The organism is Streptomyces sp. NPDC006140 (assembly GCF_040628815.1).
GTDB lineage: Bacteria > Actinomycetota > Actinomycetes > Streptomycetales > Streptomycetaceae > Streptomyces.
Map to the genome: position 1 here is coordinate 22,886 of NZ_JBEXTS010000012.1, position 21,319 is coordinate 44,204.

17 protein-coding genes and 1 pseudogene are annotated in these 21,319 nt (G+C 72.6%); 7 read left to right on the plus strand and 11 right to left on the minus strand.

What is annotated here, in order from left to right:
- Positions 1–109 precede the first annotated feature (109 nt).
- Positions 110–766 carry a hypothetical protein gene (locus tag ABZ386_RS28100; RefSeq protein ID WP_358966353.1) on the plus strand — a complete coding sequence of 219 codons (657 nt, stop codon included), beginning with the start codon at positions 110–112 and terminating at the stop codon, positions 764–766.
- Between the two features lie 25 nt (positions 767–791).
- Here ABZ386_RS28100 and ABZ386_RS28105 read toward each other — a convergent pair whose 3' ends face one another.
- The 3 genes from ABZ386_RS28105 to ABZ386_RS28115 all read right to left on the minus strand — a co-directional run bounded on the left by ABZ386_RS28105 (position 792) and on the right by ABZ386_RS28115 (position 6,567).
- Positions 792–2,228: a S28 family serine protease gene (locus tag ABZ386_RS28105; RefSeq protein WP_358966356.1), complete on the minus strand. Its 1,437-nt coding sequence runs from the start codon at positions 2,226–2,228 to the stop codon at positions 792–794.
- A gap of 114 nt (positions 2,229–2,342) precedes the next feature.
- Positions 2,343–2,735: a hypothetical protein gene (locus ABZ386_RS28110; protein WP_351341691.1), complete on the minus strand. Its 393-nt coding sequence runs from the start codon at positions 2,733–2,735 to the stop codon at positions 2,343–2,345.
- Between the two features lie 112 nt (positions 2,736–2,847).
- Complete coding sequence (locus ABZ386_RS28115) at positions 2,848–6,567, minus strand: ABC transporter ATP-binding protein (RefSeq protein WP_356500944.1); 3,720 nt, start codon at positions 6,565–6,567, stop codon at positions 2,848–2,850.
- Positions 6,568–6,709: 142 nt separating this feature from the next.
- On the opposite strand from ABZ386_RS28115, the gene ABZ386_RS28120 reads away from it, so the two are divergent.
- Positions 6,710–7,075, plus strand: coding sequence for a hypothetical protein (locus ABZ386_RS28120; protein ID WP_358966359.1), 366 nt, complete (start codon positions 6,710–6,712; stop codon positions 7,073–7,075).
- On the opposite strand, the gene ABZ386_RS28125 is transcribed toward ABZ386_RS28120, so the two are convergent.
- Both ABZ386_RS28125 and ABZ386_RS28130 read right to left on the minus strand, forming a co-directional pair.
- Positions 7,076–8,041, minus strand: a complete 966-nt coding sequence (locus ABZ386_RS28125) for an esterase-like activity of phytase family protein (RefSeq protein ID WP_351341699.1) — start codon at positions 8,039–8,041, stop codon at positions 7,076–7,078.
- A gap of 53 nt (positions 8,042–8,094) precedes the next feature.
- A complete protein-coding gene (locus ABZ386_RS28130; protein ID WP_351341701.1) occupies positions 8,095–8,946 on the minus strand; it encodes a serine hydrolase in 852 nt (283 codons plus the stop codon).
- 145 nt (positions 8,947–9,091) lie between these two features.
- Here ABZ386_RS28130 and ABZ386_RS28135 point away from each other — a divergent pair, with 145 nt between their 5' ends.
- The 3 genes from ABZ386_RS28135 to ABZ386_RS28145 all read left to right on the plus strand — a co-directional run bounded on the left by ABZ386_RS28135 (position 9,092) and on the right by ABZ386_RS28145 (position 12,798).
- The gene (locus tag ABZ386_RS28135) at positions 9,092–11,260 is read left to right on the plus strand and encodes a glycosyltransferase family 39 protein (RefSeq protein WP_358966361.1); all 2,169 of its coding nucleotides are present in this window, start codon (positions 9,092–9,094) and stop codon (positions 11,258–11,260) included.
- A gap of 138 nt (positions 11,261–11,398) precedes the next feature.
- Positions 11,399–12,001: a hypothetical protein gene (locus tag ABZ386_RS28140; protein WP_356500950.1), complete on the plus strand. Its 603-nt coding sequence runs from the start codon at positions 11,399–11,401 to the stop codon at positions 11,999–12,001.
- Between the two features lie 194 nt (positions 12,002–12,195).
- On the plus strand, positions 12,196–12,798 hold the full coding sequence (locus ABZ386_RS28145) for a hypothetical protein (RefSeq protein ID WP_351341709.1): 603 nt from the start codon (positions 12,196–12,198) through the stop codon (positions 12,796–12,798).
- A gap of 85 nt (positions 12,799–12,883) precedes the next feature.
- Here the strand turns inward: ABZ386_RS28145 and ppk2 are convergent, their stop codons facing one another.
- The 5 genes and pseudogenes from ppk2 to ABZ386_RS28170 all read right to left on the minus strand — a co-directional run bounded on the left by ppk2 (position 12,884) and on the right by ABZ386_RS28170 (position 17,772).
- Positions 12,884–13,840, minus strand: coding sequence for a polyphosphate kinase 2 (ppk2, locus tag ABZ386_RS28150; RefSeq protein ID WP_358966365.1), 957 nt, complete (start codon positions 13,838–13,840; stop codon positions 12,884–12,886).
- Between the two features lie 30 nt (positions 13,841–13,870).
- The gene (locus ABZ386_RS28155; protein WP_351341714.1) at positions 13,871–14,113 is read right to left on the minus strand and encodes a DUF6411 family protein; all 243 of its coding nucleotides are present in this window, start codon (positions 14,111–14,113) and stop codon (positions 13,871–13,873) included.
- Positions 14,114–14,213: 100 nt separating this feature from the next.
- Positions 14,214–15,899 (minus strand): thiamine pyrophosphate-binding protein, encoded by a 1,686-nt coding sequence (locus tag ABZ386_RS28160; protein ID WP_358966368.1) that lies wholly within the window; start codon positions 15,897–15,899, stop codon positions 14,214–14,216.
- Entirely contained in the window at positions 15,896–16,876 is a 981-nt protein-coding gene (gene speB, locus ABZ386_RS28165) for an agmatinase (protein WP_031114210.1), read from the minus strand. Before speB ends, ABZ386_RS28160 begins: the two co-directional genes overlap by 4 nt.
- 56 nt (positions 16,877–16,932) lie before the next feature.
- Positions 16,933–17,772 (minus strand): annotated as a pseudogene (locus ABZ386_RS28170) (hypothetical protein).
- 116 nt (positions 17,773–17,888) lie between these two features.
- Between ABZ386_RS28170 and ABZ386_RS28175 the strand changes: the two are divergent.
- On the plus strand, positions 17,889–19,535 hold the full coding sequence (locus ABZ386_RS28175) for a PucR family transcriptional regulator (protein ID WP_358966371.1): 1,647 nt from the start codon (positions 17,889–17,891) through the stop codon (positions 19,533–19,535).
- Between the two features lie 93 nt (positions 19,536–19,628).
- Entirely contained in the window at positions 19,629–20,417 is a 789-nt protein-coding gene (locus ABZ386_RS28180; protein ID WP_351341724.1) for a phosphatase, read from the plus strand.
- Here the strand turns inward: ABZ386_RS28180 and ABZ386_RS28185 are convergent.
- The gene (locus ABZ386_RS28185; RefSeq protein ID WP_351341727.1) at positions 20,410–21,291 is read right to left on the minus strand and encodes an acyl-CoA thioesterase II; all 882 of its coding nucleotides are present in this window, start codon (positions 21,289–21,291) and stop codon (positions 20,410–20,412) included. The genes ABZ386_RS28180 and ABZ386_RS28185 overlap by 8 nt on opposite strands.
- Positions 21,292–21,319 lie beyond the last annotated feature (28 nt).

Sequence of the window (21,319 nt, forward strand, 5' to 3'; positions counted from 1 at the left end):
CGCAAACCGACCCGTGAGCCTGGCGTGCGCCCACCCGGAGAGTCACGCTGGGCCAGGGCCTGTCGTTTGTGATCTGGACGACGGGCCCTGGGCACTCGGGGGGATGGCGATGCGCGAGAGAAGTTCAGCGGGGGTGGTGTGCGGGCGGCTGGTGCTGCTCGGAGCACTGCTGACCGGGTGCCAGAGCCCGTCGGCGGGCGTGGCGGAGGACGGCCGGCCGGGCGAGCCGGCGACCGGGAGTCCCTCCGCGGTGTCGCCACAGCCGGCCCGGCCGTCCGGGTACGGGGCGGTGTTCCTCGCGGTCGACGAGTGCAGTTCGTTCGGCACGACGAGCTTCACCGAGGTGCCGTGCTCCGGGGAGCGGGCGGCGGCGCGGGTCGTGGCGCGGCACGACGGCGCGGTGCGGGACGGGCCGCGCTGCCCGGCGACCACCGACTTCGTGCTGCACATCAGCGAGCAGCGGCCCGCGTCCGACGAGGACGGCGACGGGGCGGTGCCGCAGGGCTACGCGTGCATGCGCAACCTCCAGCCGCCGCATCCGGGCGACCCGGGCGGCGGGGGCGGTCCGCGCACCATCGTCGGCGACTGCGTCTACAGCTCCGGCGACGGGCAGGTCCGCGAGGCGGCCTGCGACGGGAAGGGCGAGCAGCAGCCGGAGTTCAAGGTGACCCGGGCGGTCACCGCGCGGGCCGACTGCCCCGCCTCGACCGCCCTGTACGTCCGCCTCGGCGGGGACCGGCCGGTGGGGTGCGCCCGGCCGCTGTGAGCGGCCGGGCGCGGGGACTACGGGCTTACGGACGCAGCGTCATCTCGCGCTGCACGTCCCGCTTGTCCAGCTTGGCGTCGAACTTCGCCAGCGGCTTGGCCGTCTGCGGGTCGGCCTGCACCGCGCTCGGGGCGACACCGGCCCAGTCGAGGATGCGGGCGGTGGCGAGTGCCTTCTGCTCGGGGACGAGGCTCGCGACGTTGGCGCCGTGGTTCATGCCCGGGGCGGTGAAGACGTAGGAGTCCTTCGCGCCCTTGCCGAGGCGGAACGGCTCCGCGCTCCACGGGTCGTTCTGGCCGTTGACGAAGAGCATCTGCCGGGCGTTGTGCCGCACCCAGCTGTCGACGTCCCGCATCGCCTGCGGCTGGAACCGCATGGGGATGTCCCGGGGGACGAAGTTCCGGGGCGGCTGGTAGCCGTAGCGGATGTACTGCTTCTCGATGTGCGGGAAGCCGATCGTCGGCGCGCCGAGCTGCGTGCCCGCCTGGTAGTAGTACGGCGTGTACTGCTCCAGGCCCTGGTCGGCGTAGGCGGAGAAGCCGGCGATCGTGTCGACGGAGTCCCAGATCTCGTCGTCGGTGGCGTTCTTGGCGTCGGCCGGGATCTGGTCGCAGTCGGACAGCAGGCTGTACTGCCAGAAGCCCCACACGTAGTCCAGGACGGTGGCCTCGTAGGCCTTGTCCAGGCTGCCGATGGTGGTGAAGGTGAGGCCGTTGTCCTGCGCGTAGGCGGCGTACTTCTTCTCCAGCGGCTCGCGGCGCACCAGCGCCTCGCGCTGCACGCCGTTCAGCCGGTCGCGGCACTCCTTGGTGCCGACGCGGGCGAAGAACCGGTCGTAGGCCGAGTCCTCCTTGTTCACCACGTCGTTGGGGGCGACGTAGGCGACGACGCCGTCCATGTCACGCGGGTAGAAGCGCTCGTAGTAGGTGGCGGTCATGCCGCCCTTCGAGCCGCCCGTGGAGATCCACTTCTTGCCGTAGATGCCCTTCAGCGCCGTGAAGACGCGGTGCTGGTCGCTGGCGGCCTGCCAGATGTCCAGCTTGGACCAGTCGGCCGGCTGGGGCCGGGACGGGGTGAAGAAGCGGTACTCCAGGGAGACCTGGTTGCCGTCCACGATCTGGGTCGGCTCGCTGCGGCGGGGCGTCGTGGAGACGTTGTAGCCGCTGGTGAAGAAGACCGTCGGGCGCGAGACGTCCTTGTGCAGCACGGTGATGCGCTGCTGGAACGTGCCCTTGGAGGGCCTGCGGTGGTCGACCGGCTGCGTGTAGTTCAGGACGAAGAAGCGGTAGCCCGTGTACGGCTTCTCCTCGACCAGGCTCATGCCCGGTACGGAGAGCAGCCTTTCCTTGATGTCGGTGGTGCCGTCGGTGCCGGTGGCGTCGGCGGCGGTGGCCGCTCCCGCCGTGCCCAAGGTGCCTATGAGCACCGTGAGCGCCAGCAGCCATCTGAGCGCCTTGCGCATGCGCACTCCCCTGTGAGACAGATGTGCGCCGGAAGCTAGCGGACCAACTCGCCCAAGCACCAGGGGACATAGGGAAATCCCTGTGCGCGGGCGCACTTCAGAGGGTGCCGGGAGTCAGCACAGGATCCAGCCGGAGCTGTACTTCCCCCGGCCCACCTTGCCCTTGAGCCACACGCAGCGGCGCCCGGCGTGCACGGTCACCGGGCCCGCGTGATAGGCGAACCTGCCCTGGTCGACGACCGGCAGGTTGCCGCGCGCCTGCACGCTCACCGACATCGCGCGCTTCACGCCGGGCTTCTTGGTGAGGGTCACGGCGCAGACGTAGCCGCCGCGCTTGTAGACGAGCACGGTCCCGGTGGAGAACGGCAGGGTGCGGACCTTGCGGCCGGGGCAGTAGGCGGCGGAGGCGGCCTGCGCCTCGCCCGGGGCCGCGACGGCGAGCAGGCCGGAGGCGGTCAGCACGGCCAGGCCGAGCGCGAGCCGTCGGCGTATCGCTCCACTGTCCACTGTCGTCCTCTCGTACCGCGTCGTCCGCGACCATCGGCGTACGGGTGTACGGACGCATGACGTATGTCGGACGGTTGCACGAGCGTTACGGAAACGCGGTCCCGGGGAGGGCTCAACGGGACGCGCCGACCGGCTCCTCCGGCTCGGCGGCACCGATGAAGGTCCGCCACAGCTCCGCGTACCGGCCGCCGCGCGCGAGCAGCTCCTCGTGCGTGCCGTCCTCGGCGACCCGGCCGTGGTCCATGACGACGACCCGGTCGGCGCGGGCGGCGGTGGTGAGCCGGTGGGCGACGACGAGGGTCGTACGGCGGCCGGCAAGGCGGTCGGTGGCCTGGTTGACCTGGGCCTCCGTGGCCAGGTCGAGGGCGGCCGTGGCCTCGTCGAGCAGCAGCACGTCCGGGTCGACCAGCTCGGCGCGGGCCAGGGCGATGAGCTGGCGCTGCCCGGCGGAGAGGTTGCGGCCGCGCTCGGCGACCTCGTGGAGGTAGCCGCCCTCCAGGGTGGCGATCATGTCGTGGGCGCCGACCGCCCGGGCCGCCGCCTCCACCTCGGCGTCGGTGGCGTCGGGCCGGCCGTAGGCGATGGCGTCGCGGACGGTGCCCTGGAAGAGGTACGCCTCCTGCGGGACGACCCCCAGACGGTGCCGGTACGAGGTGAGGTCCAGGGTGCGCAGATCGGCACCGTCGACGGTGACCCGGCCGCCGGTCGGGTCGTAGAAGCGGGCCACGAGCTTGACCAGGGTCGACTTGCCCGCGCCGGTCTCGCCGACGAACGCGACGGTCTGCCCGGCCGGAATGCGCAGGTCGACCCCGCCGAGGGCCTCCTCGTCGTCCCCGTAGGCGAAGTGCACGTCCTCGAAGGCGATCTCGCCGCGCAGGGACAGGACTTCGCGGGGTTCGTCGGCGGACTTCGTCGACGTCGGCTCCTGGAGCAGCTCCTGGATGCGGCCCAGCGAGACGGACGCCTGCTGGTAGCCGTCGAAGACCTGGGAGAGCTGCTGCACGGGCGCGAAGAACAGGTCGATGTAGAGCAGGTAGGCGACCAGGGAGCCGATGGCCAGCGTGCCGTCGTCGACCCGGGCCCCGCCCACGATCAGCACGGCCGCGGCCGCCACCGACGACAGGAACTGCACGAACGGGAAGTACACGGAGATCAGCCACTGGCCGCGGATGCGCGCCCGACGGTAGCTGTCGCTGCGCTCGGCGAACCGTCGCCCGCCGTCCCGCTCGCGCCGGAACGCCTGCACGATCCGCAGCCCGGACACGGACTCCTGCAGGTCGGCGTTGACCACCGACACGCGCTCGCGCGCCAGTTCGTAGGCCTTCACGCTCGCCCGGCGGAAGAAGTACGTGGCGATGATCAGCGGCGGCAGCGTCGCGAAGACGACCAGGGCGAGCTCGAGGTCGATGACCAGCAGGGCGACCATGATGCCGAAGAAGGTGACGACCGAGACGAAGGCGGTGACCAGGCCCGTCTGCAGGAACGTCGACAGCGCGTCGACGTCGGTCGTCATCCGGGTCATGATCCGGCCGGTCAGCTCGCGCTCGTAGTAGTCGAGCCCGAGGCGCTGGAGCTGGGCGAAGATCTTCAGGCGGAGCGAGTACAGGACCCGCTCGCCGGTACGTCCGGTCATACGGGTCTCGCCGACCTGGGCCGCCCACTGCACGACCACCGTCAGCAGCGCGAGCAGGGACGCGGCCCACACGGCGCCGAGCGCGGCCTGCGTGACGCCCGAGTCGATGCCGTGCCGGATCAGCACCGGCAGCAGCAGGCCCATGCCCGCGTCGGTGGCGACCAGGGCCAGGCTGACCAGCAGCGGCAGCCCGAAGCCGCGCAGCAGCCGGCGCAGGCCGTAGGACTCCTCCGGCTGGACGGCCCGGGACTCGTCGACGTCCGGCACGTCGGTGGCCGGGGGCAGCGCCTCGACCTGGGCGAGCAGCTCGGGGGTGGCCGGGCTCTCGGCGAGGGCCAGATCCTTGCGCTCGCGGTCACCGCTCCACAGCCGGGGCGTGACCCCGCGTTCGGCGTCGAACTCCGCGTCCAGCTCCTCCCGTACGGAGGTGTCCTCCTCGGGACAGGCGGGCGGGGTGTGGCCCGGGGAGACCGCGCCCAGTTCGTCGGGGTCGGTGAGCAGGCGGCGGTAGAGCGCCGAGCGCTCCTGGAGTTCTTCGTGGGTGCCGATGTCGGCGAGCCGGCCGCCGTCCAGCACGGCGATGCGGTCGGCGAGGTTCAGGGTGGAGCGGCGGTGGGCGATCAGCAGGGTCGTGCGGCCGCGCATGACGCCCTTGAGCGCCTCGTGGATCTCGTGCTCGACGCGGGCGTCCACGGCGGAGGTGGCGTCGTCCAGGACCAGCAGGCGCGGGTCGCTGAGGATCGCGCGGGCCAGGGCGACGCGCTGGCGCTGCCCGCCGGAGAGGGTGAGGCCGTGCTCGCCGACGGTGGTGTCGTAACCGTCGGGCAGTTCGGCGATGAACCGGTCCGCCTGGGCGGCGCGGGCGGCCTTCTCGATCTCCTCCTGGGTGGCGTCCGGGCGGCCGTAGGCGATGTTGTTGCGGACAGTGTCGGAGAAGAGGAACGAGTCCTCCGGGACCAGCCCGATCGCGGACCGCAGCGACTCCAGCGTCAGCTCGCGCACGTCGTGCCCGCCGACCAGGACGGCACCGCGGGTGACGTCGTAGAAGCGCGGCAGGAGCAGGGAGACGGTGGACTTGCCGGAGCCGGAGGAGCCGACGACGGCGAGGGTCTCGCCGGGGCGGATCTCGAAGGAGAGGCCGTCGAGGACGGGCCGGCCGTCCTCGTAGCCGAAGGAGACGTCGTCGAACTCGACGGTCGCGGGCGCGTCGGCGGGCAGGTCCTTGGTGCCGTCGGTCAGGGACGGCTCGGTGTCGATCAGCTCCAGGACGCGCTCGGTGCCGGCGCGGGCCTGCTGGCCGACCGTGAGCACCATGGCGAGCATGCGGACCGGGCCGACCAGCTGCGCGAGGTAGGTGGAGAAGGCGACGAACGTGCCGAGCGTGATGTGCCCGCGCACGGCCAGCCAGCCGCCGAGGGCCAGCATCGCGACCTGGCCGAGGGCGGGGACGGACTGCAGGGCCGGGGTGTAGACGGAGTTCAGGCGGATGGTGCGCAGCCGGCCCGCGAAGAGCCTGCGGCTGACGTCCCGGAGCTTGCCGGTCTCCTGCTCCTCCTGCCCGAAGCCCTTCACCACACGCACGCCGCTGACGGCCCCGTCGACCACGCCCGCGACGGCGGCGGCCTGGGCCTGGGCGTACCAGGTGGAGGGGTGCAGGCGGGTGCGGCTGCGCTTGGCGATCCACCACAGGGCGGGCGCCACGGCCAGGGCGACCAGGGTGAGCGGCACGGACAGCCACGCCATGATCACCAGGGAGATCAGGAAGAGCATGAAGTTCCCGATGGTCATCGGGAGCATGAAGAGCAGGCCCTGGATCAGCTGGAGGTCGCTGGTGGCGCGGCCGACGACCTGGCCGGTGGACAGCTCGTCCTGGCGGCGGCCGTCGAGCCGGGTGATCGTGCCGAACATCTCCGTCCGCAGGTCGTGCTGGACGTCGAGGGCGAGACGGCCGCCGTAGTAGCGGCGGACGTACGTGAGGACGTAGACGACCAGGGCGGCGGCGATGAGGAGACCGGCCCAGGTGGTCATGGACCTGGTGTGCTCGGTGATGACGTCGTCGATGATCACCTTCGTGATCAGCGGGACGAGGGCCATCACGGCCATGCCGGCGAGGGAGGACCCGAGGGCGAGTACGACGTCCTTGGGGTGGCGCCACGCGTACGCCCACAGCCGTCGTGCCCATCCCCGTTTCGGTGTCACGCCGATGCCTTCCTGTCGTCCTGCTCTGCCGGAAGGCACCAACGCGGAGAGCCCCGGATTTCATCCCGCGCCGCCCCTTCCCCGACCAGGGGAGGAGGAACACCCGACCAAGGTCGTAGGACTGGGCTAAGGTCGTCCGATCATGCATGCGACACTCGCCCGGGCCTGGCGGCGACCCCGCTTCGCGCGCGCCGAAGCCGTGGTGGCGCTGTGCGCCGCCCTGTGCTGGCGGGTACTCGCCTTCGCGATGTACGCGGAGGGCTACGACCTGGACCCGGGCGCGCCGCGCCAGATGTCCGGCGACGCGGAGATCGCCCGGCTGGCCCTGCTCCTCGCCGTCTCGGTCGCGGTGACCTGGACGCTGCGCCTGCTGCCCTGGCCGCCGCTGCGCACCGCGGTGGACGCGCTCGCCGTGGTGCGCCTCGCCGCGGTGCTGCTGCTGTCGGCGGTGCTGGTCCTGGCCCTGCTCACCGGGGTCCGTGTCCCGCTGCTGGGCTGGGAGATGTGATCAGAGGCGTACCCGCAGAGCGTAGAAGCGGGTCGTCTGGGCCGGGTTCTCGTTGTCGTCGCTGACCAGCAGGACCCTCAGGGTGTTCTTGGCGCGGCCCGTGACCGTCATGCCCTCGATGTTGTCGAGGAGGGGGTTCGGCTGGGGCTGCCTGGCCGTGGCGCCCAGGGACGGGCAGGTCACGAGGTCGGTGAGCAGGGTCTTCCGCAGGCCGTGGCGGGGGTCGGCCAGGTAGAGGCGGACCGTGTTGCCGACGCCGGCGGTGAAGCCGCGTTCCAGGACGAGGAGGCGGCCGTCGGGAGTCGCCCGGATCTCGGGAACGCCCAGGCCGGGGTCGGTGCGGTAGGTGTACTGGGCGCCGAGCCGGAAGCGGGAGCCGTGGCGCTGCCAGGTCTGGAAGCGGACGGTGTCGGCGGGGTCGCCGGCCAGGGGGTACTCCATGGACGCGACGAGGGTGCGGCCGCCGGGCAGCAGGGTCAGGCCCTCGAAGGTGCCGTTGGACCGGGCGCGGCCGGCGGGCGCCACGCGCAGGTCGTCCGGGACGGGGAGCCGGTCGAGGATCGCGCCGGTGCGGGAGTAGCGGCGTACCGACGGCTCGGTCTCGGAGGAGACGAGGTAGCTGCCGTCGCGGTCCACGACCAGGCCCTCGGAGTCGAGCGCGGCCCCCTTCTCGTCGGAGAGGGGGAGCACTGACCGGGGCCGCAGCGTCCGCGCGTCCAGGCGGAACAGGGACGAGCGGTCGGAGAGGGCGGCCAGGGAGCCGTCCCGGTCGACGGCCAGCGCGGAGAAGTTGCCGACGACGGTGTTCTCGTACGTCGTCTTGTCGAGCGCGTCGGAGAAGCCGTCGATGGAGACGGACGGCGAGCAGGCGTGGGACGTCGACGCCTGGGCGGGGCCGGCGGCGGTCAGGCACGTGGCCGCCGCCAGGCCCGCCGTGAGGAGGGCGAGGTGGGTTCGCAGAGGCATGGGCGTCACCGTAGGGCGGGCCGGTGACGCCGGGTGGGCGATGGGGTGAAGGGTCAGCTCGCGGCCAGGTCCCGGTGGATGACCTTGGCCACGGCCTGGATGGTGGCGATGCCGTAGTTCATGGTGCTGTTGCCGTGGGTGAGCACGCTCATCGTGTAGTCGTGGCCGCCGCCCTTGAACGCGCCGATGCTGTGCACCCGCCAGCCGTTCGTGGAGCGCTGCAGCCAGCCGTTCTTGACGGCGACGGTGACGCCGGAGGGAACGCCGTACGGGGTGCCCCAGCGCTGGGACGAGACGACCTGGCTCATCAGCTTGAGGATGTAGGCGCGGGAGTTGTCGCTCAGGACCGTGTTCTTGCCGGTGATGAGCTTCAGCAGTTTCTGCTCGTCGGTGACGGTGATCTGGGTCAGGCCCCAGTAGCCGTTCGCGCCGGGCTTGGTCTGGGTCATGCCGGCCGCGGCGAGGAAGCCCTTGATCTTCGTCATGCCGAGCTGCTTCCACAGGGTGGAGGTCGCGGCGTTGTCCGACTTGGTGATCATGGCCTTGGCGAGGGTGTTCTCGCGGTCGGTGAGATACCGGTCCGACTTCTTCGCGTCCCACAGCAGCGCGGCGAGGACGGTGACCTTGACCACACTGGCCGAGTCGTAGGCGGAGTTCGCGCGCAGGGTGCAGGTCGTGTTGGTGCTGCGGTCGTGGAGGCCGACGGCGACGGTGCCCTTGCGGGTGGCGAGCGCGGCCGTGATGTCCTTCTGCAGCTTGGCGGCGAGGCCGGCCTTGGCCGAGGTGCAGCTCACGGCCGGGGTGGCGGCGGCCGCGGGCGTGGCGGCGGCGACGAGCGGCACGAGCACACCCGTACCCACGGCCACCGCCAGCACTCTGGCACGGCGGGATATCCCAGGAGTCATGCATCCCTTGACACACGAGCGTGGGGTAAAGGTTGTAGGCATTGGCGAAGGCTTATACGAGTCGTTACCTCGCGCCGTGCGGTTTCACAGGAAAGGGCCAGCTTCGCCACAGCGGCCACCAACCGGGGCTGTCCACGATGCTCGGGTGACATCTGCCGCCGAAACCCAGCTCCGCGCCGCCGAGCCCCCCGCGAACCCGCCCCGAGGCGACGCCGCCGCTCCGCGCTGGTCGCTCCCCGTCCTGCTCGCGATCCTCGCCCTGGCCGCGGTGCTGTACTCCTGGAACCTGTCCGGCGCCGGCCTCAACAGCTTCTACAGCGCCGCCGTGCTGAGCGGCACGGAGAGCTGGAAGGCCTGGTTCTTCGGCTCGTTGGACGCCGGGAACTTCCTCACCGTCGACAAGCCGCCGCTCGCGCTGATGGTCATGGGCCTGTCGTGCCGGGTCTTCGGGTACGGCACCTGGCAGATGATGGCGCCGATGATCGGGGCGGCCCTGGCCACGATCTGGATCCTGCACGCCTGCGTGAAGCGGGTGTTCGGGCACGCGGCGGCGGCCGTGGCGGCCCTCGTCCTGGCCCTCACCCCGATCACGGTCGCCATCAACCGTGACAACAACCCCGACACCCTGCTGGTGTTCCTCATGGTGTCCGGCGCGGCCCTCGCCCTGCGCGCGACGCGCGACGGTCGGCTGCTGCCGCTGCTCGGCTCGGCGGCCTGCTTCGGGCTCGCCTTCAACACCAAGATGCTCCAGGGGTACATCGCGCTGCCCGCCGTGCTCGTGGTCTACCTGTACGCGGCCCGGCCCGCGTGGCCGAAGCGGATCGTGAACCTGCTGCTCGCCGGTGTCGTGCTGGCGGTGTCCAGCTTCTGGTGGGCGGCGGCCGTGTCGCTGGTGCCGGCCTCCGAGCGGCCCTACATCGGCGGTTCGACCGACGGCACCGCCTGGAACCTGATCATGGGCTACAACGGCCTCGGCCGGATCCTCGGTGGTGACGGCAACGGCGGGGGCGGCGGGGGCGGCGGCTTCTCCGGCACCGCGGGCCTCGGCCGGATGTTCAACGACATCCTCGGCGGCCAGATCTCCTGGCTGATCCCCTTCGCCGGTGTCGCCCTCGCCGGTGGCCTGGTGCTGTGCGGCCGCGCCCCGCGTACGGATCCCACCCGGGCCGCGCTCGTGCTGTGGGGCGGCTGGACCGCCCTGCACTACCTGACGTTCGCGCTGGCCGAGGGCACGATGCACCCGTACTACACGACCGCGCTCGCCCCGGGCGTCGCGGCGCTGTGCGGGGGCGGCGGGGTCATGCTGCTGCGCGCCTTCCAGGCCGACCGGCGGTGGGTGTGGGTGCTGCCCCTCGGGCTGGGCGGCACGGCCGTCTGGGCCGTGGTGCTGCTGCGGCGGGCCTCCGGCTGGAACACCTGGCTGTGGCCTGCCGTCCTGGTCGTGATGGCGCTGGCGATCGCGGGCCTGTTCGTCTTCCGCTCCGGCACCTCGGGCCTGCGGCTGCGGTTGCTCGGGGTGTCGGTGGCGGCGGCGGTCGTGGCGGCGGTGGCGGGACCGGCCGCGTACGCCTGGTCGGTGCCGTCGTCCGGAGCCGGCGGCGGCATGGGCGGTACGAACCCGACGGCGGGGCCGTCCACGGGGAGCGGCTTCGGCGGGCCTGGAGGCGGAGGCGGGCGCGGGGGCACCGGCGGCCGGGGGCTCCCGGGCGGCGGGATGCCGCCCGGCGGCCAGAACGGGCAGGGCGGACCGGGCGGCCGGAGCGGGCAGACCGGCCAGAACAGCCAGGGCGGTCAGGCTCCTGGCGGGGCGGTCGGCACACCCCCGGGCAGCGCCGGCGGCACGGCCGAGGGCAGCAGCTCCGGCGCCCGGCAGCCCGGCGGCATGGGCGGCGGCGCGAGCAGCGAGCTGATCGCGTACCTGAAGAAGCACCGGGACGGCGCCAAGTGGCTGCTGGCGGTGTCCGGTTCGCAGGGCGCGGCCCAGCTCATCGTCAGCAGCGGCGAGCCCGTCATCTCCATGTGGGGCTGGTCCGGCAGTGACAAGGCGATGACGCTCACCCGGCTCAAGGAGCTGGTGAAGGACGGCGAGCTGCACTACATCCAGCTCGGCGGCGGCATGGGGGGCGGCCCGGGCGGCGGCTCCGCCGTCAGCTCCGAGGTCACGGCGTGGGTGCGGAAGCACGGCACGGCGGTGCGGGAGAGCGACTACAGCAAGAGCACGAATTCGGCATCGAGTTCGGGATCGGCCTCCGGCTCCTCGGCGCAGTCGAACCAGTCGGCGATCTACCGCCTGGACGCGTCCGACGTCAGCTGACGTCACGTCACCCCGGCGGCCCGCACGGTCGAACGGCCCCGACCCCTCGGTCCGGGGCCGTTCCCCCGTCCCCGATCATGGACACCGGGTGTCCGGCGAGCGGGTGAAGGGAAACGAGCGGTGGGCTACTGCCTGGAGATGAGCACCGGCGACATGCGGACGGTGGTGCGGCTGCTCACCGCGGTGGAGCGGACCGAGCAGCAGGAGCGCACGCTCGCCCGGGTGCGCACGGAGTGCGAGCGCACCGACGCCCGGTTCCTGGAGCAGGGCATCGAGCTGGACGTCTCCATCCGCCAGGCCCTGGAGGAGCTGATCGACGGCACCCCGAGCACCGACCTCTGCCCTTCGTACAGTTACGCCTTCTACCAGGTCGTCGCCGCGCACTTCTCGGACCCCACCGACCTCGGCGACTGGCGGCGCCCGGCGTGGTTCTACGCCCTGGACGACGAACTGGCCCGGCACGGCGTCCCGTCCGACCTGCTCCCCGGCACGTTCCTGTTCAGCGGCCCGCCCCTGCGCCTGCCCCACCCCGGCGACGCCGTGCCCGCCATCGGCACCCTGCCGGCCCAGCGGGCCGGTGCCCTCGCCGACGCCTACGCGTCCGTGCTGGACCGGCTGGACGCCGAATTCCGCGACGCGGCCCGCCGGTTCGCCGAGGTCATGCGGTTCGAGGCGGAGGAGTGGGAGCGTTCGCGCAAGCTCGGGACGAACCCGGACACGCTGCTCTTCTGGTTCCACTGACCTCTGCACGAACCCTTGACGTCACCTTTCCCACCGGGATACTTGCGGTCGACAGCGCGCCAACTGCCGTGTCGGGCAAGGGCTTTCGTTTCATCCGCTCCGATGGGGACCGCGGCGCCGTATGTCCGAGATCCCGAACGCCGTGCGAAGTGTCGAAAGTTTCGTGACGGCCGCCCCCCACAGGAGGATCCGCAATGAGCCCACGCAAGGCACTCGTGGCCGCCCTGACGGCCGCGCTGCTGGCCGGACCGGGTGTCGCCCAGGCCGCCACCCCCCGGACCGCGCCCGCCCCGGCCCGGGAACGCGCCGCCGCGGCCACCATCACCTGGTCCCTCGTCCGCGCGAGCAACCCCACCGCGGACCAGCGCTCCGCCTACGACCTCATCACCAAGGCCATGAACGCGGCCGTGGCCCGCTACAACAACCTCAGCGACCTGGGCAAGACCATCACCGTCCGCTACGAGCCGGGCGTCCCCACCGCCGACGGCAGCACCAACGGCACGATCCGCTTCGGCAGCAACCGCAGTTACATGACCGAGCGGACGGCCCTGCACGAGATCTCCCACACCCTCGGCGTGGGACTGAGCGGCGGCTGGTCCCGGCTCGGCGGCAGCGGCACCTGGACCGGCGCGCAGGCCACCGCGCTCGTCAAGCAGTACGACGGCTCCGGCGCCAAGATCTCCACCGGCGGCGGCCACTTCTGGCCCTACGGCCTGAACTACGACAACGAGTGGTCGAACACGGCGGCCGACCGCCACGTCCACATCGTCGCCGCGATGGTCCGCGACGGCCTCTAGTAACGCGACCTGTCACGCGACCAGTAACGCGACATCCTCCGGCGACCGGCGACCGGTGCGGGTGGGCCGCCTCGGACGGTGAGCGTCAGCCGGTTTCCGGGTGGCGGCCCGGGCCGTCGGCGCCGGAGGACAGGGGGGTGGGTGACAGGGTGGTGTCCTCCTCACCCGGCTCCAGAAGTGTGTCGGCGGCGCCGACGATGAGGGGGTCCGGTGTGCCGACCGCCTCCTCGTCCTTGCTGGCGTAGTCGATGCGCGACAGCAGACTGCGCATGGTCTCCAGCCGGGCGCGCCGCTTGTCGTTGCTCTTGACCACGGTCCAGGGCGCGTGCGCGGTGTCCGTGGCACGGAACATGTCGACCTTCGCCTCGGTGTAGTCGTCCCAGAGGTCCAGCGAGGCCAGGTCGGTCGGGGACAGCTTCCACTGGCGCACGGGGTCGATCTGCCGTATCGCGAAGCGGGTGCGCTGCTCCGCGCGGGAGACGGAGAACCAGAACTTCACGAGCAGGATGCCGTCGTCGACCAGCATCCGTTCGAAGACCGGGCACTGGTCGAGGAACAGCTCGTACTCGTCCTTGGAGCAGAAGCCCATCACCCGCTCCACACCGGCCCGGTTGTACCAGGAGCGGTCGAAGAAGACGATCTCCCCGGCGGTGGGCAGCTGTGCGATGTACCGCTGGAAGTACCACTGGCCCTTCTCGCGCTCGGTGGGCTTGTCCAAGGCGACCACGCGGGCGCCGCGCGGGTTCAGCCGCTCGGTGAGCCGCTGGATCGTGCCGCCCTTGCCCGCCGCGTCACGCCCCTCGCACACGACGACCACGCGTGCGCCGGTGTCCTTGACCCACCGCTGGAGCTTGAGCAGCTCGATCTGCAGGACGCGCTTGGTCCGCTCGTACTCCTTGCGCCGCACCTTGCGGTCGTACGGGTAGTTCTCCCGCCAGGTGCGGATGGGACGCCCGTCGGCGTCCAGGACGATGGGCTGCTCGCGTCTGCTGTCGTCGACGGTGAGCCCTTCCAGCAGCCTGTCGGCGTCTTCGGTGTTCATGTCCTCGCTCCCGCTGGGCCGGCGCCCCGGTCAGAAGGGCAGGCGGCCGCGGGTCCGGCGGCCCGCCGAACCGCTGCGGCTCACCGCCCGCGAGCTGGTGCGGAAGGGCTTGCTGAAGAGCCGGCCCAGGGGGCCGGGCGCCTTGCCTCCGGCCCGGGCGCCGGCACCGAGCGTGCGCTGTGTGCCGCGTTCGGGATGGCGGGAGAGGCGGGGGACGAGGAACGCCAGGACGGCCAGGACGACACAGACGGCTATGACGGCTGCGATTGCCATGATCTGCTCCCCTTCGCTGGTGGGCGGATACTCCAAGTGCCCCCTCCTGGCCCTCCCATGTGAGGAGCGGGAAACTCCGCCCGGCCGGTCCGGCCGCCGCTCAGTCCAGATGTGTCGGCGCGAACATCCGCAGCACCGCGGGGAGCAGGACCACCGAGGGCCCGGGCGAGGCCAGCGCCTTGGCGAGATCCCGCTCCAGGTTCTCCGGGGTGGTGCGGACGCCGGGGACGCCGAAGGACTCGGCCAGCGCCACGAAGTCCGGCCGGGTCAGTTCCGTCGCGGTCGCCTCGCCGAACGCGTCGGTCATGTACTCGCGCAGGATGCCGTAACCGCCGTCGTCGACGATGAGCCAGGTGACGTTCAGGCCGTACTGGCGGGCCGTCGCCAGCTCGGCGATCGAGTACAGGGCGCCGCCGTCGCCGGAGACCGCGAGGACCGGGCGGGTCGGGTCGGCCACCGCCGCGCCGAGGGCCGCCGGGAAGGCGTAGCCGAGGCCGCCCGCGCCCTGGGCGGAGTGCAGGTGGTTGGGGCCCTTGGCGTCGAAGGCCGACCAGGCCCAGTAGGCCAGGATGGTCATGTCCCAGAAGGACGGGGAGTCGGCCGGGAGCGCCCGGCGCACGGACGCCAGCACGTCCTGTTCCAGGGTGAGGTCCTGGGCGGCGATGCGGTCGGCGACCTTCGCGAGCAGGTCCCGGACCCGGTCCGGGGCCGTCGCGTCCTCGCGGGGCGTCACCGTCTCCAGCAGCGCCTGGAGCGCGAGCCGGGCGTCCGCGTGGATGCCCAGGGCCGGGTGGTTGGACTCCAGCTTGCCGAGGTCGGCCTCGATCTGGACGATCCGGCCGCGCGGCTTGAACGTGTGGTAGTTCGAGGAGAGTTCACCGAGGCCCGAGCCGACGACGAGGAGGACGTCGGCGTCCTCCAGGAAGTCGGTGGTGTGCCGGTCCTCCAGCCAGGACTGGAGGGACAGCGGGTGCGTCCAGGGGAACGCGCCCTTGCCGCCGGGGGTCGTGACGACCGGCGCCCGGAGCCTCTCCGCCAGCTGCTTCAGCTTGCCGGAGGCGTCCGCCCGGACCACTCCCCCACCCGCGATGATCGCCGGGCGGGCCGCGTTCGACAGCAGGTCTGCGGCGACGGCGGTGAGCTCGGGGCGGGGCGGCAGCTCCTCGGGGAACGCGTCGCCGCCCGTCACCACCGGGATGGCCGTCTCCGCGAGCAGCACGTCCTGCGGGATCTCCACCCACACCGGCCCGTGCGGGGCGGTCAGCGCCGACTTCCAGGCCGCCTCGATCGCGGAGGGGATCTGCGACTGGGTGCGCGCGGTGTGCACGGACTTGACCACGCCCCGGAACGAGGCCGCCTGGTCGGGCAGTTCGTGGAGGTAGCCGTGGCGCCCGCCGCCGAGGCCCGCCGTCGGGACCTGGCTGCTGATCGCCAGTACCGGCGCGGACGCGGCCGCCGCCTCCTGGAGCGCGGGCAGGGACGTCAGCGCGCCCGGCCCGGTCGACAGCAGCAGCGGCGCGGCCTCGCCGGTGATCCGGCCGTAGGCGTCCGCCGCGAACCCGGCGTTGTTCTCCACCCGCAGGCCGATGTAGCGCAGGTCCGAGCGGCGCAGCGCGTCGAACATGCCGAGGGCGTGCTGGCCGGGCAGGCCGAAGACGGTCGTCGCGCCCAGGGCGGCCAGGCTCTCCACGACCAGGTCTCCGCCGGTGCGGCCGTCAGGAGGGTTGAGCGCGGCCTCCGTCTGGGCGGGCGTCGGGCGGAGCACCAGGTCGTGGTCGTGGGTCACTTGGCTTCCGAGTCCTTCCGGGCCGCGGCGATCTGGCGGGACATGATCGTGGTCAGTTCGTACGCCGTGTGGGACGCGGCCACCGATGTGATCTCCGCGTGATCGTACGCGGGGGCCACCTCGACGACGTCCGCCGAGACCAGGTTGCAGGAGGCCAGCCCGCGCAGGATCTCCAGCAGCTCGCGCGAGGTCATGCCGCCGGCCTCGGGCGTGCCGGTGCCGGGGGCGTGGGCCGGGTCGAGGCAGTCGATGTCGATGGAGATGTACAGCGGCCGGTCGCCGATGCGCTGGCGGAGCTGGTCGGCGACCTCGTCGGCACCGCGCCGGTAGACGTCCGCCGAGGTGACGATGCCGAAGCCCATCTTCTCGTCGTCGGTGAGGTCCTGCTTGCCGTAGAGCGGGCCGCGGATGCCGACGTGCGAGAGCGCCTCGGTGTCGAGGATGCCCTCCTCGACCGCGCGGCGGAACGGGGTGCCGTGGGTGTACTCGGCGCCGAAGTAGGTGTCCCAGGTGTCGAGGTGGGCGTCGAAGTGCAGCAGGGCGACGGGGCCGTGCTTCTTCGCGACCGAGCGCAGCAGGGGCAGCGCGATGGTGTGGTCGCCGCCGAGGGTCATCAGCCGGGCGCCCGTGCCGAGCAGGTCGTCCGCGGCGGCCTCGACGGTCTCCACGGCCTCGTTGATGTTGAACGGGTTCACGGCGATGTCACCGCCGTCCGCGACCTGCGCGAGGGCGAAGGGCGAGGCGTCCTGCGCCGGGTTGTACGGGCGCAGCAGCCGGGACGCCTCACGGATCGCGTTGCCGCCGAAGCGGGCGCCCGGCCGGTACGAGACACCCGAGTCGAACGGCACGCCCACCACGGCGACATCGGCCCGGCCGACCTCGTCGAGCCGGGGCAGCCGGGCGAAGGTCGCGGGACCGGCGTACCGCGGGATGCGGGAGGAGTCGACGGGCCCGCGCGGAGTCTCGTTGCTGCTCATGAAGAAATGCCTTCTTTCCTACGCTTCATCGCGTATGTACTGCTTGCTCTACGACTCTACTGGGGAGCCGCGACCGGTTCGGACGGGAGTTCGGAAGACCGTCCGGCGAGCCGCTCGCGCCAGGCGGCCAGGACGGGGCGAGCAGGCCGTGGTACACGGGCTCGTTGGCCAGGATGCCGTGGGTCGCCATCAGCACGATGACCGCGAGTCCGCCGACGAGGAGGTTGTAGGCGACGGTCAGGGCCTCCACGACGTTGTCGATGGCGATGGCCGTGGCGATCACGGCGAGGCCCATGAGCAGGATGAAGGCGCGGTTTCCCCGCACCTCGTCGCGTTCCCCCTCGGCGGCCCTCCCCCGCAGCCTTGACCAGATGTCGTTGTTGGCGACGGTGGCGCGGGCGATCAGCGCGCCGGAGGAGGTCGACATCACGGCGGCCAGCGCGGCGGCGAGCACCAACCCGCGCACGCCGACGGGCAGTTCGTCCTTCACGATCGTCGCGAAGGCGTCGTCCGCGCTGCCCAGCTTCGGGTACAGCACCTTGGCGGCCGTACCGATGACCGCACCGGCGAGGGCGTAGGCGAGGCAGTACGTGCCGGCGATGGTCCCGCCCCACTTGGCGGTGCGGTCGCTGCGGGCGGCGAACACGCGTGTTTTTCACGACGAACCGCACCATGTCCGTCAGCGTGATCGACCACATGCCGCCGAGGGTGGAGTACGCGACGCCGATCGAGCCGCCGAGGACGATCGCCGCCATGGTGCCGGAGTACATGGCCGGGCCGAGCCGGCGGCCGGCCACGAGGAACTCGCTCTTGCACCGGGCGCGGCGCATGCCCCACCAGCCCATGGCCGGCATCCCGGCCAGGTAGACGACGATCACGAGGTAGTCGACGGCCATACGGCCTCCTTCGCACGTGCTCGGTCGCGGGGGACGACGAGGGGGACGAGGACTGACCCTAGGTGGCCGGAAAGCGACTGCGAAGTGTACGTTTCATCCATTCCAGGTGGCTGCGAATGGAGGGAACGCACACCATGCCGGAGTCGGCTGTTCCCCCCACCCCGCCGGTGGAACTGCCCGCGCTGCTGGCCCGCGAGGAGCTGGCGCTGCGGCAGATCGCTGGACCGCCCGCCGCCGGCACCGTCGTGCACTGGGTGCACACCTCGGAGATGGCCGACCCGTATCCGTACCTGCTGGGCGGGGAGCTGCTGCTCACGGCGGGCGTGCACATCCCGGAGGCGACGGGGTCCGGGACCTATTTCGACGACTACGTCTCCCGGATCGTCGCGGCGGGCGGAGCGGCCCTGGGCTTCGGGGTGGCTCCGGTGCACGACACGGTGCCGAGGGCGCTGGTCGAGGCCTGCGAGGCGCACGGCCTGCCGCTGCTGGAGGTGCCGCCGCAGACCACGTTCTCGGGGGTGGCCAGGGCGGTCTGGCAGCTGATGTCCCGGGCCCGCCTGGCCGAACTCCGCCGGGTGACCGAGGCCCAGCAGAGCCTCGCCTCCGCCGCCTCCCGCCCCGACCCGGTCCCCTCGGTCCTCCGCCGGCTGGCCCAGCGGCTGGGCGGCCGGGCCGTGCTGTACGGGCCCGACGGGGCGGAGATCGCGGGGGCGGGGCGGGAGCCGGGAGGCGAGGCGCGCGCGGCGCTGGCGCGGCTGGCGAAGGTCGTACAGCCGGACCGACCGGCGCCGCCGGGGAGCGGGACACCGCCGCCCAGCTCCGCACCGCGGCACCACGCGGCCGTGACCCGCCCGGGTGAGCCCGAGGCGGTCCGGTCTCGCGCGGGGCACCGTCCCGGTCCCGCGTCCGGCCGCCCCGCCCCGACCCCGACCCCGACCGCACCCACGAGCCGCCCGGCCTCCGCCACCGACACCGTCAACGGCGCCCACCTCGCGGTCTACGCCCTCGGCGCCGGGCACGGCTTCGTGCTCGGGGTGGCCACCCCGCACCGCGCCCCCGGGGACCACACCATCGCCTCCGTCGCCGCCGTGCTGCTGTCCCTCCTCACCGGGGAGCAGCACAGCGGCACGGGGGCGGCCCGTTCCGCCGCGCTGGTGCGGCTGCTGCTGGGCGCGCCGCCCGAGGAGGTCGCGCCGCTGCTGGGCGGTGAGCGGTGGCTCGTCGTGCACGCCCGGCCGGACGGGGACGGCGCCCCCGACCCCGTCGCGGCCTCCGCGCTGGGCGCCGCGCTCGGCTCCGCCCTGGTCGATCCGGCGGGCGACGTCGTCCGCGTCCTGGTCCCGGCCGACCGGGAACCGGCCCCGCTGCCCGGCTGGACCCTGGGCGTCAGCGCCGCCGTCACACCGGCCGACTGGCCCGCCGCCGACACCCAGGCGGCCCGCGCCCTGGCCCGGGCCCGCGCCACCCGGACCCCGCTGCTCCGGCACGGTCCGCGCCCCGCCCTCGCCGGCCTGGTCCCGCCCGGCGAGGCGACGGCCCACGCCCGCGCCCTGCTCGCGCCCGTCACGGCCCACCCCGCGCTCACCGAGACCCTGCGCGCCTGGCTCTCCCTGCACGGCAGTTGGGACCGCACGGCCGTCGCCCTGTCCGTGCACCGCAACACCGTCCGGCAGCGCATCGCCCGCTGCGCGGCCCTGCTGGAGACGGACCTCGACGACCCGGACGTCCGCATGGAACTCTGGTTCGCGCTGCGGCACATCTGAGTACGTGAGCGGGACCTCTCCGAGTACGTGACGCACGTCCCAGCGTGCGATACGCCAGGGTCGCCCACAGTCGGCTGCCTCACAATGGGTGCCATGCCGATACCCGGGACACCCAGCCGCGCCGAACTCGTCGAGCACCTCGTCAGGACGCGCATCGCGGGCGACGTCGCCACCCCGCGCGAGAACAACCTCTCCCACTACCGCAAGCTGGCGAACGGCGACCGCCACTACTGGCTCGGCCTGGAACTCGGCGACCGCTGGAGCGACGAGCAGGACGTCCTCGCGGTGATGGCGGAACGCGTCGGGGTGAACGACGACCCCGAGCACCGGTACGGCCAGGACACCATCGACCCGGAGCTGACCGTGGCCGGGCTGGAGCGGATGGCCGGGCGGCTGCGCAAGGCGGCCGACGGGCAGCAGCGGGTCCTCTTCGCCACCGGCCACCCGGGCGGGCTGCTCGACGTGCACCGCGCGACCGCGGCGGCCCTGCGCGCGGCCGGCTGCGAGATCGTCGTCATCCCGGAGGGGCTGACGACGGAGGAGGGCTACGTCATGCAGTTCGCGGACGTGGCGGTGCTGGAGCACGGCGCCACCCTGTGGCACACCCACTCGGGCGAACCGATGAAGGCGATCCTGACGGCCCTGGAGCGCGAGGGGCGCCCGCTGCCCGACCTGGTCGTCGCCGACCACGGCTGGGCGGGCTACGCCGGGCAGCACGGCGTCGACTCGGTCGGCTACGCCGACTGCAACGACCCGGCCCTGTTCATCGCCGAGGCGGAGGGGACCGTGCAGGTGACGGTGCCCCTCGACGACCACGTGGTCAGCCCCCGCCACTACGACCCGATGACGGCGTACCTGCTGGCGGAGGCGGGCCTCAGCTAGCGCCCGGCCCGCGCGGGACGCGGACCACGCCCTCCTGGATGACCGTGATGGCCAGCCGGCCGTCCTGCGTGTAGATCCGCGCCTGCCCCAGTCCCCGGCCGCCGTACGCGGACGGGGACTCCTGGTCGTACAGCAGCCACTCGTCCGCGCGGAACGGCCGGTGGAACCACATCGCGTGGTCCAGCGAGGCCCCGACGACGTCCCCGACGGCCCAGCCGCCCCGCCCGTGCGCGAGCAGCACGGAGTCCAGCAGCGTCATGTCGGAGACGTACGTGGCGAGGACGACGTGCAGCAGCGGGTCGTCGGCCAGTTTGCCGTTGGTGCGGAACCACACCTGCGAGTGCGGCTCGCGCGGCTCGCCGAACTTCCCGTACGGCGGCTCGTCGACGTACCGCAGATCGACGGCGGCCCGCGCCTGAAGGAACTTCTCCACCACGACCGGGTCGAGATGCCCGTACCCGCGCAGCCGCTCCTCCCCGGTCGGCAGGGTCGCCGGGTCGGGCGAGGCAGGCATCGGCTCCTGGTGGTCCAGCCCGTCCTCGTACACCTGGAACGACGCCGACAGATGGAAGATCGGCTTGCCGTGCTGGACGGCCACCACCCGGCGGGTGGTGAAGGAGCGGCCGTCGCGGATGCGGTCGACGGTGTAGACGATGGGCGCGCCGGGATCGCCCGGACGCAGGAAGTACGCGTGGAGGGAGTGAGCGGGCCGGTCCTCGGGGACCGTCCGCCCGGCGGCGACGAGCGCCTGCGCCGCGACCTGCCCGCCGAAGACCCGGGGGACGACGGCGGACCGGGACCGGCCGCGGAATATGTCCTCCTCGATCTGCTCCAGGTCGAGCAGATCGAGGAGGTCCTGAAGTGCCTGGCTCATGAGGACTGTTGTACCGGCCAATGACTAC

What these genes read in the sequence shown, in the direction of transcription:
- ABZ386_RS28130 (WP_351341701.1), bottom strand. Translation starts at nt 8,946, where the DNA reads ATGACTCCTGGGATATCCCGCCGTGCCAGAGTGCTGGCGGTGGCCGTG.
- ABZ386_RS28125 (WP_351341699.1), bottom strand. Translation starts at nt 8,041, where the DNA reads ATGCCTCTGCGAACCCACCTCGCCCTCCTCACGGCGGGCCTGGCGGCG.
- ABZ386_RS28185 (WP_351341727.1), bottom strand. Translation starts at nt 21,291, where the DNA reads ATGAGCCAGGCACTTCAGGACCTCCTCGATCTGCTCGACCTGGAGCAG.
- ABZ386_RS28155 (WP_351341714.1), bottom strand. Translation starts at nt 14,113, where the DNA reads ATGGCAATCGCAGCCGTCATAGCCGTCTGTGTCGTCCTGGCCGTCCTG.
- ABZ386_RS28175 (WP_358966371.1), top strand. Translation starts at nt 17,889, where the DNA reads ATGGAGGGAACGCACACCATGCCGGAGTCGGCTGTTCCCCCCACCCCG.
- ABZ386_RS28105 (WP_358966356.1), bottom strand. Translation starts at nt 2,228, where the DNA reads ATGCGCAAGGCGCTCAGATGGCTGCTGGCGCTCACGGTGCTCATAGGC.
- speB (WP_031114210.1), bottom strand. Translation starts at nt 16,876, where the DNA reads ATGAGCAGCAACGAGACTCCGCGCGGGCCCGTCGACTCCTCCCGCATC.
- ABZ386_RS28120 (WP_358966359.1), top strand. Translation starts at nt 6,710, where the DNA reads ATGCATGCGACACTCGCCCGGGCCTGGCGGCGACCCCGCTTCGCGCGC.
- ABZ386_RS28140 (WP_356500950.1), top strand. Translation starts at nt 11,399, where the DNA reads ATGAGCACCGGCGACATGCGGACGGTGGTGCGGCTGCTCACCGCGGTG.
- ppk2 (WP_358966365.1), bottom strand. Translation starts at nt 13,840, where the DNA reads ATGAACACCGAAGACGCCGACAGGCTGCTGGAAGGGCTCACCGTCGAC.
- ABZ386_RS28145 (WP_351341709.1), top strand. Translation starts at nt 12,196, where the DNA reads ATGAGCCCACGCAAGGCACTCGTGGCCGCCCTGACGGCCGCGCTGCTG.
- ABZ386_RS28100 (WP_358966353.1), top strand. Translation starts at nt 110, where the DNA reads ATGCGCGAGAGAAGTTCAGCGGGGGTGGTGTGCGGGCGGCTGGTGCTG.
- ABZ386_RS28180 (WP_351341724.1), top strand. Translation starts at nt 19,629, where the DNA reads ATGCCGATACCCGGGACACCCAGCCGCGCCGAACTCGTCGAGCACCTC.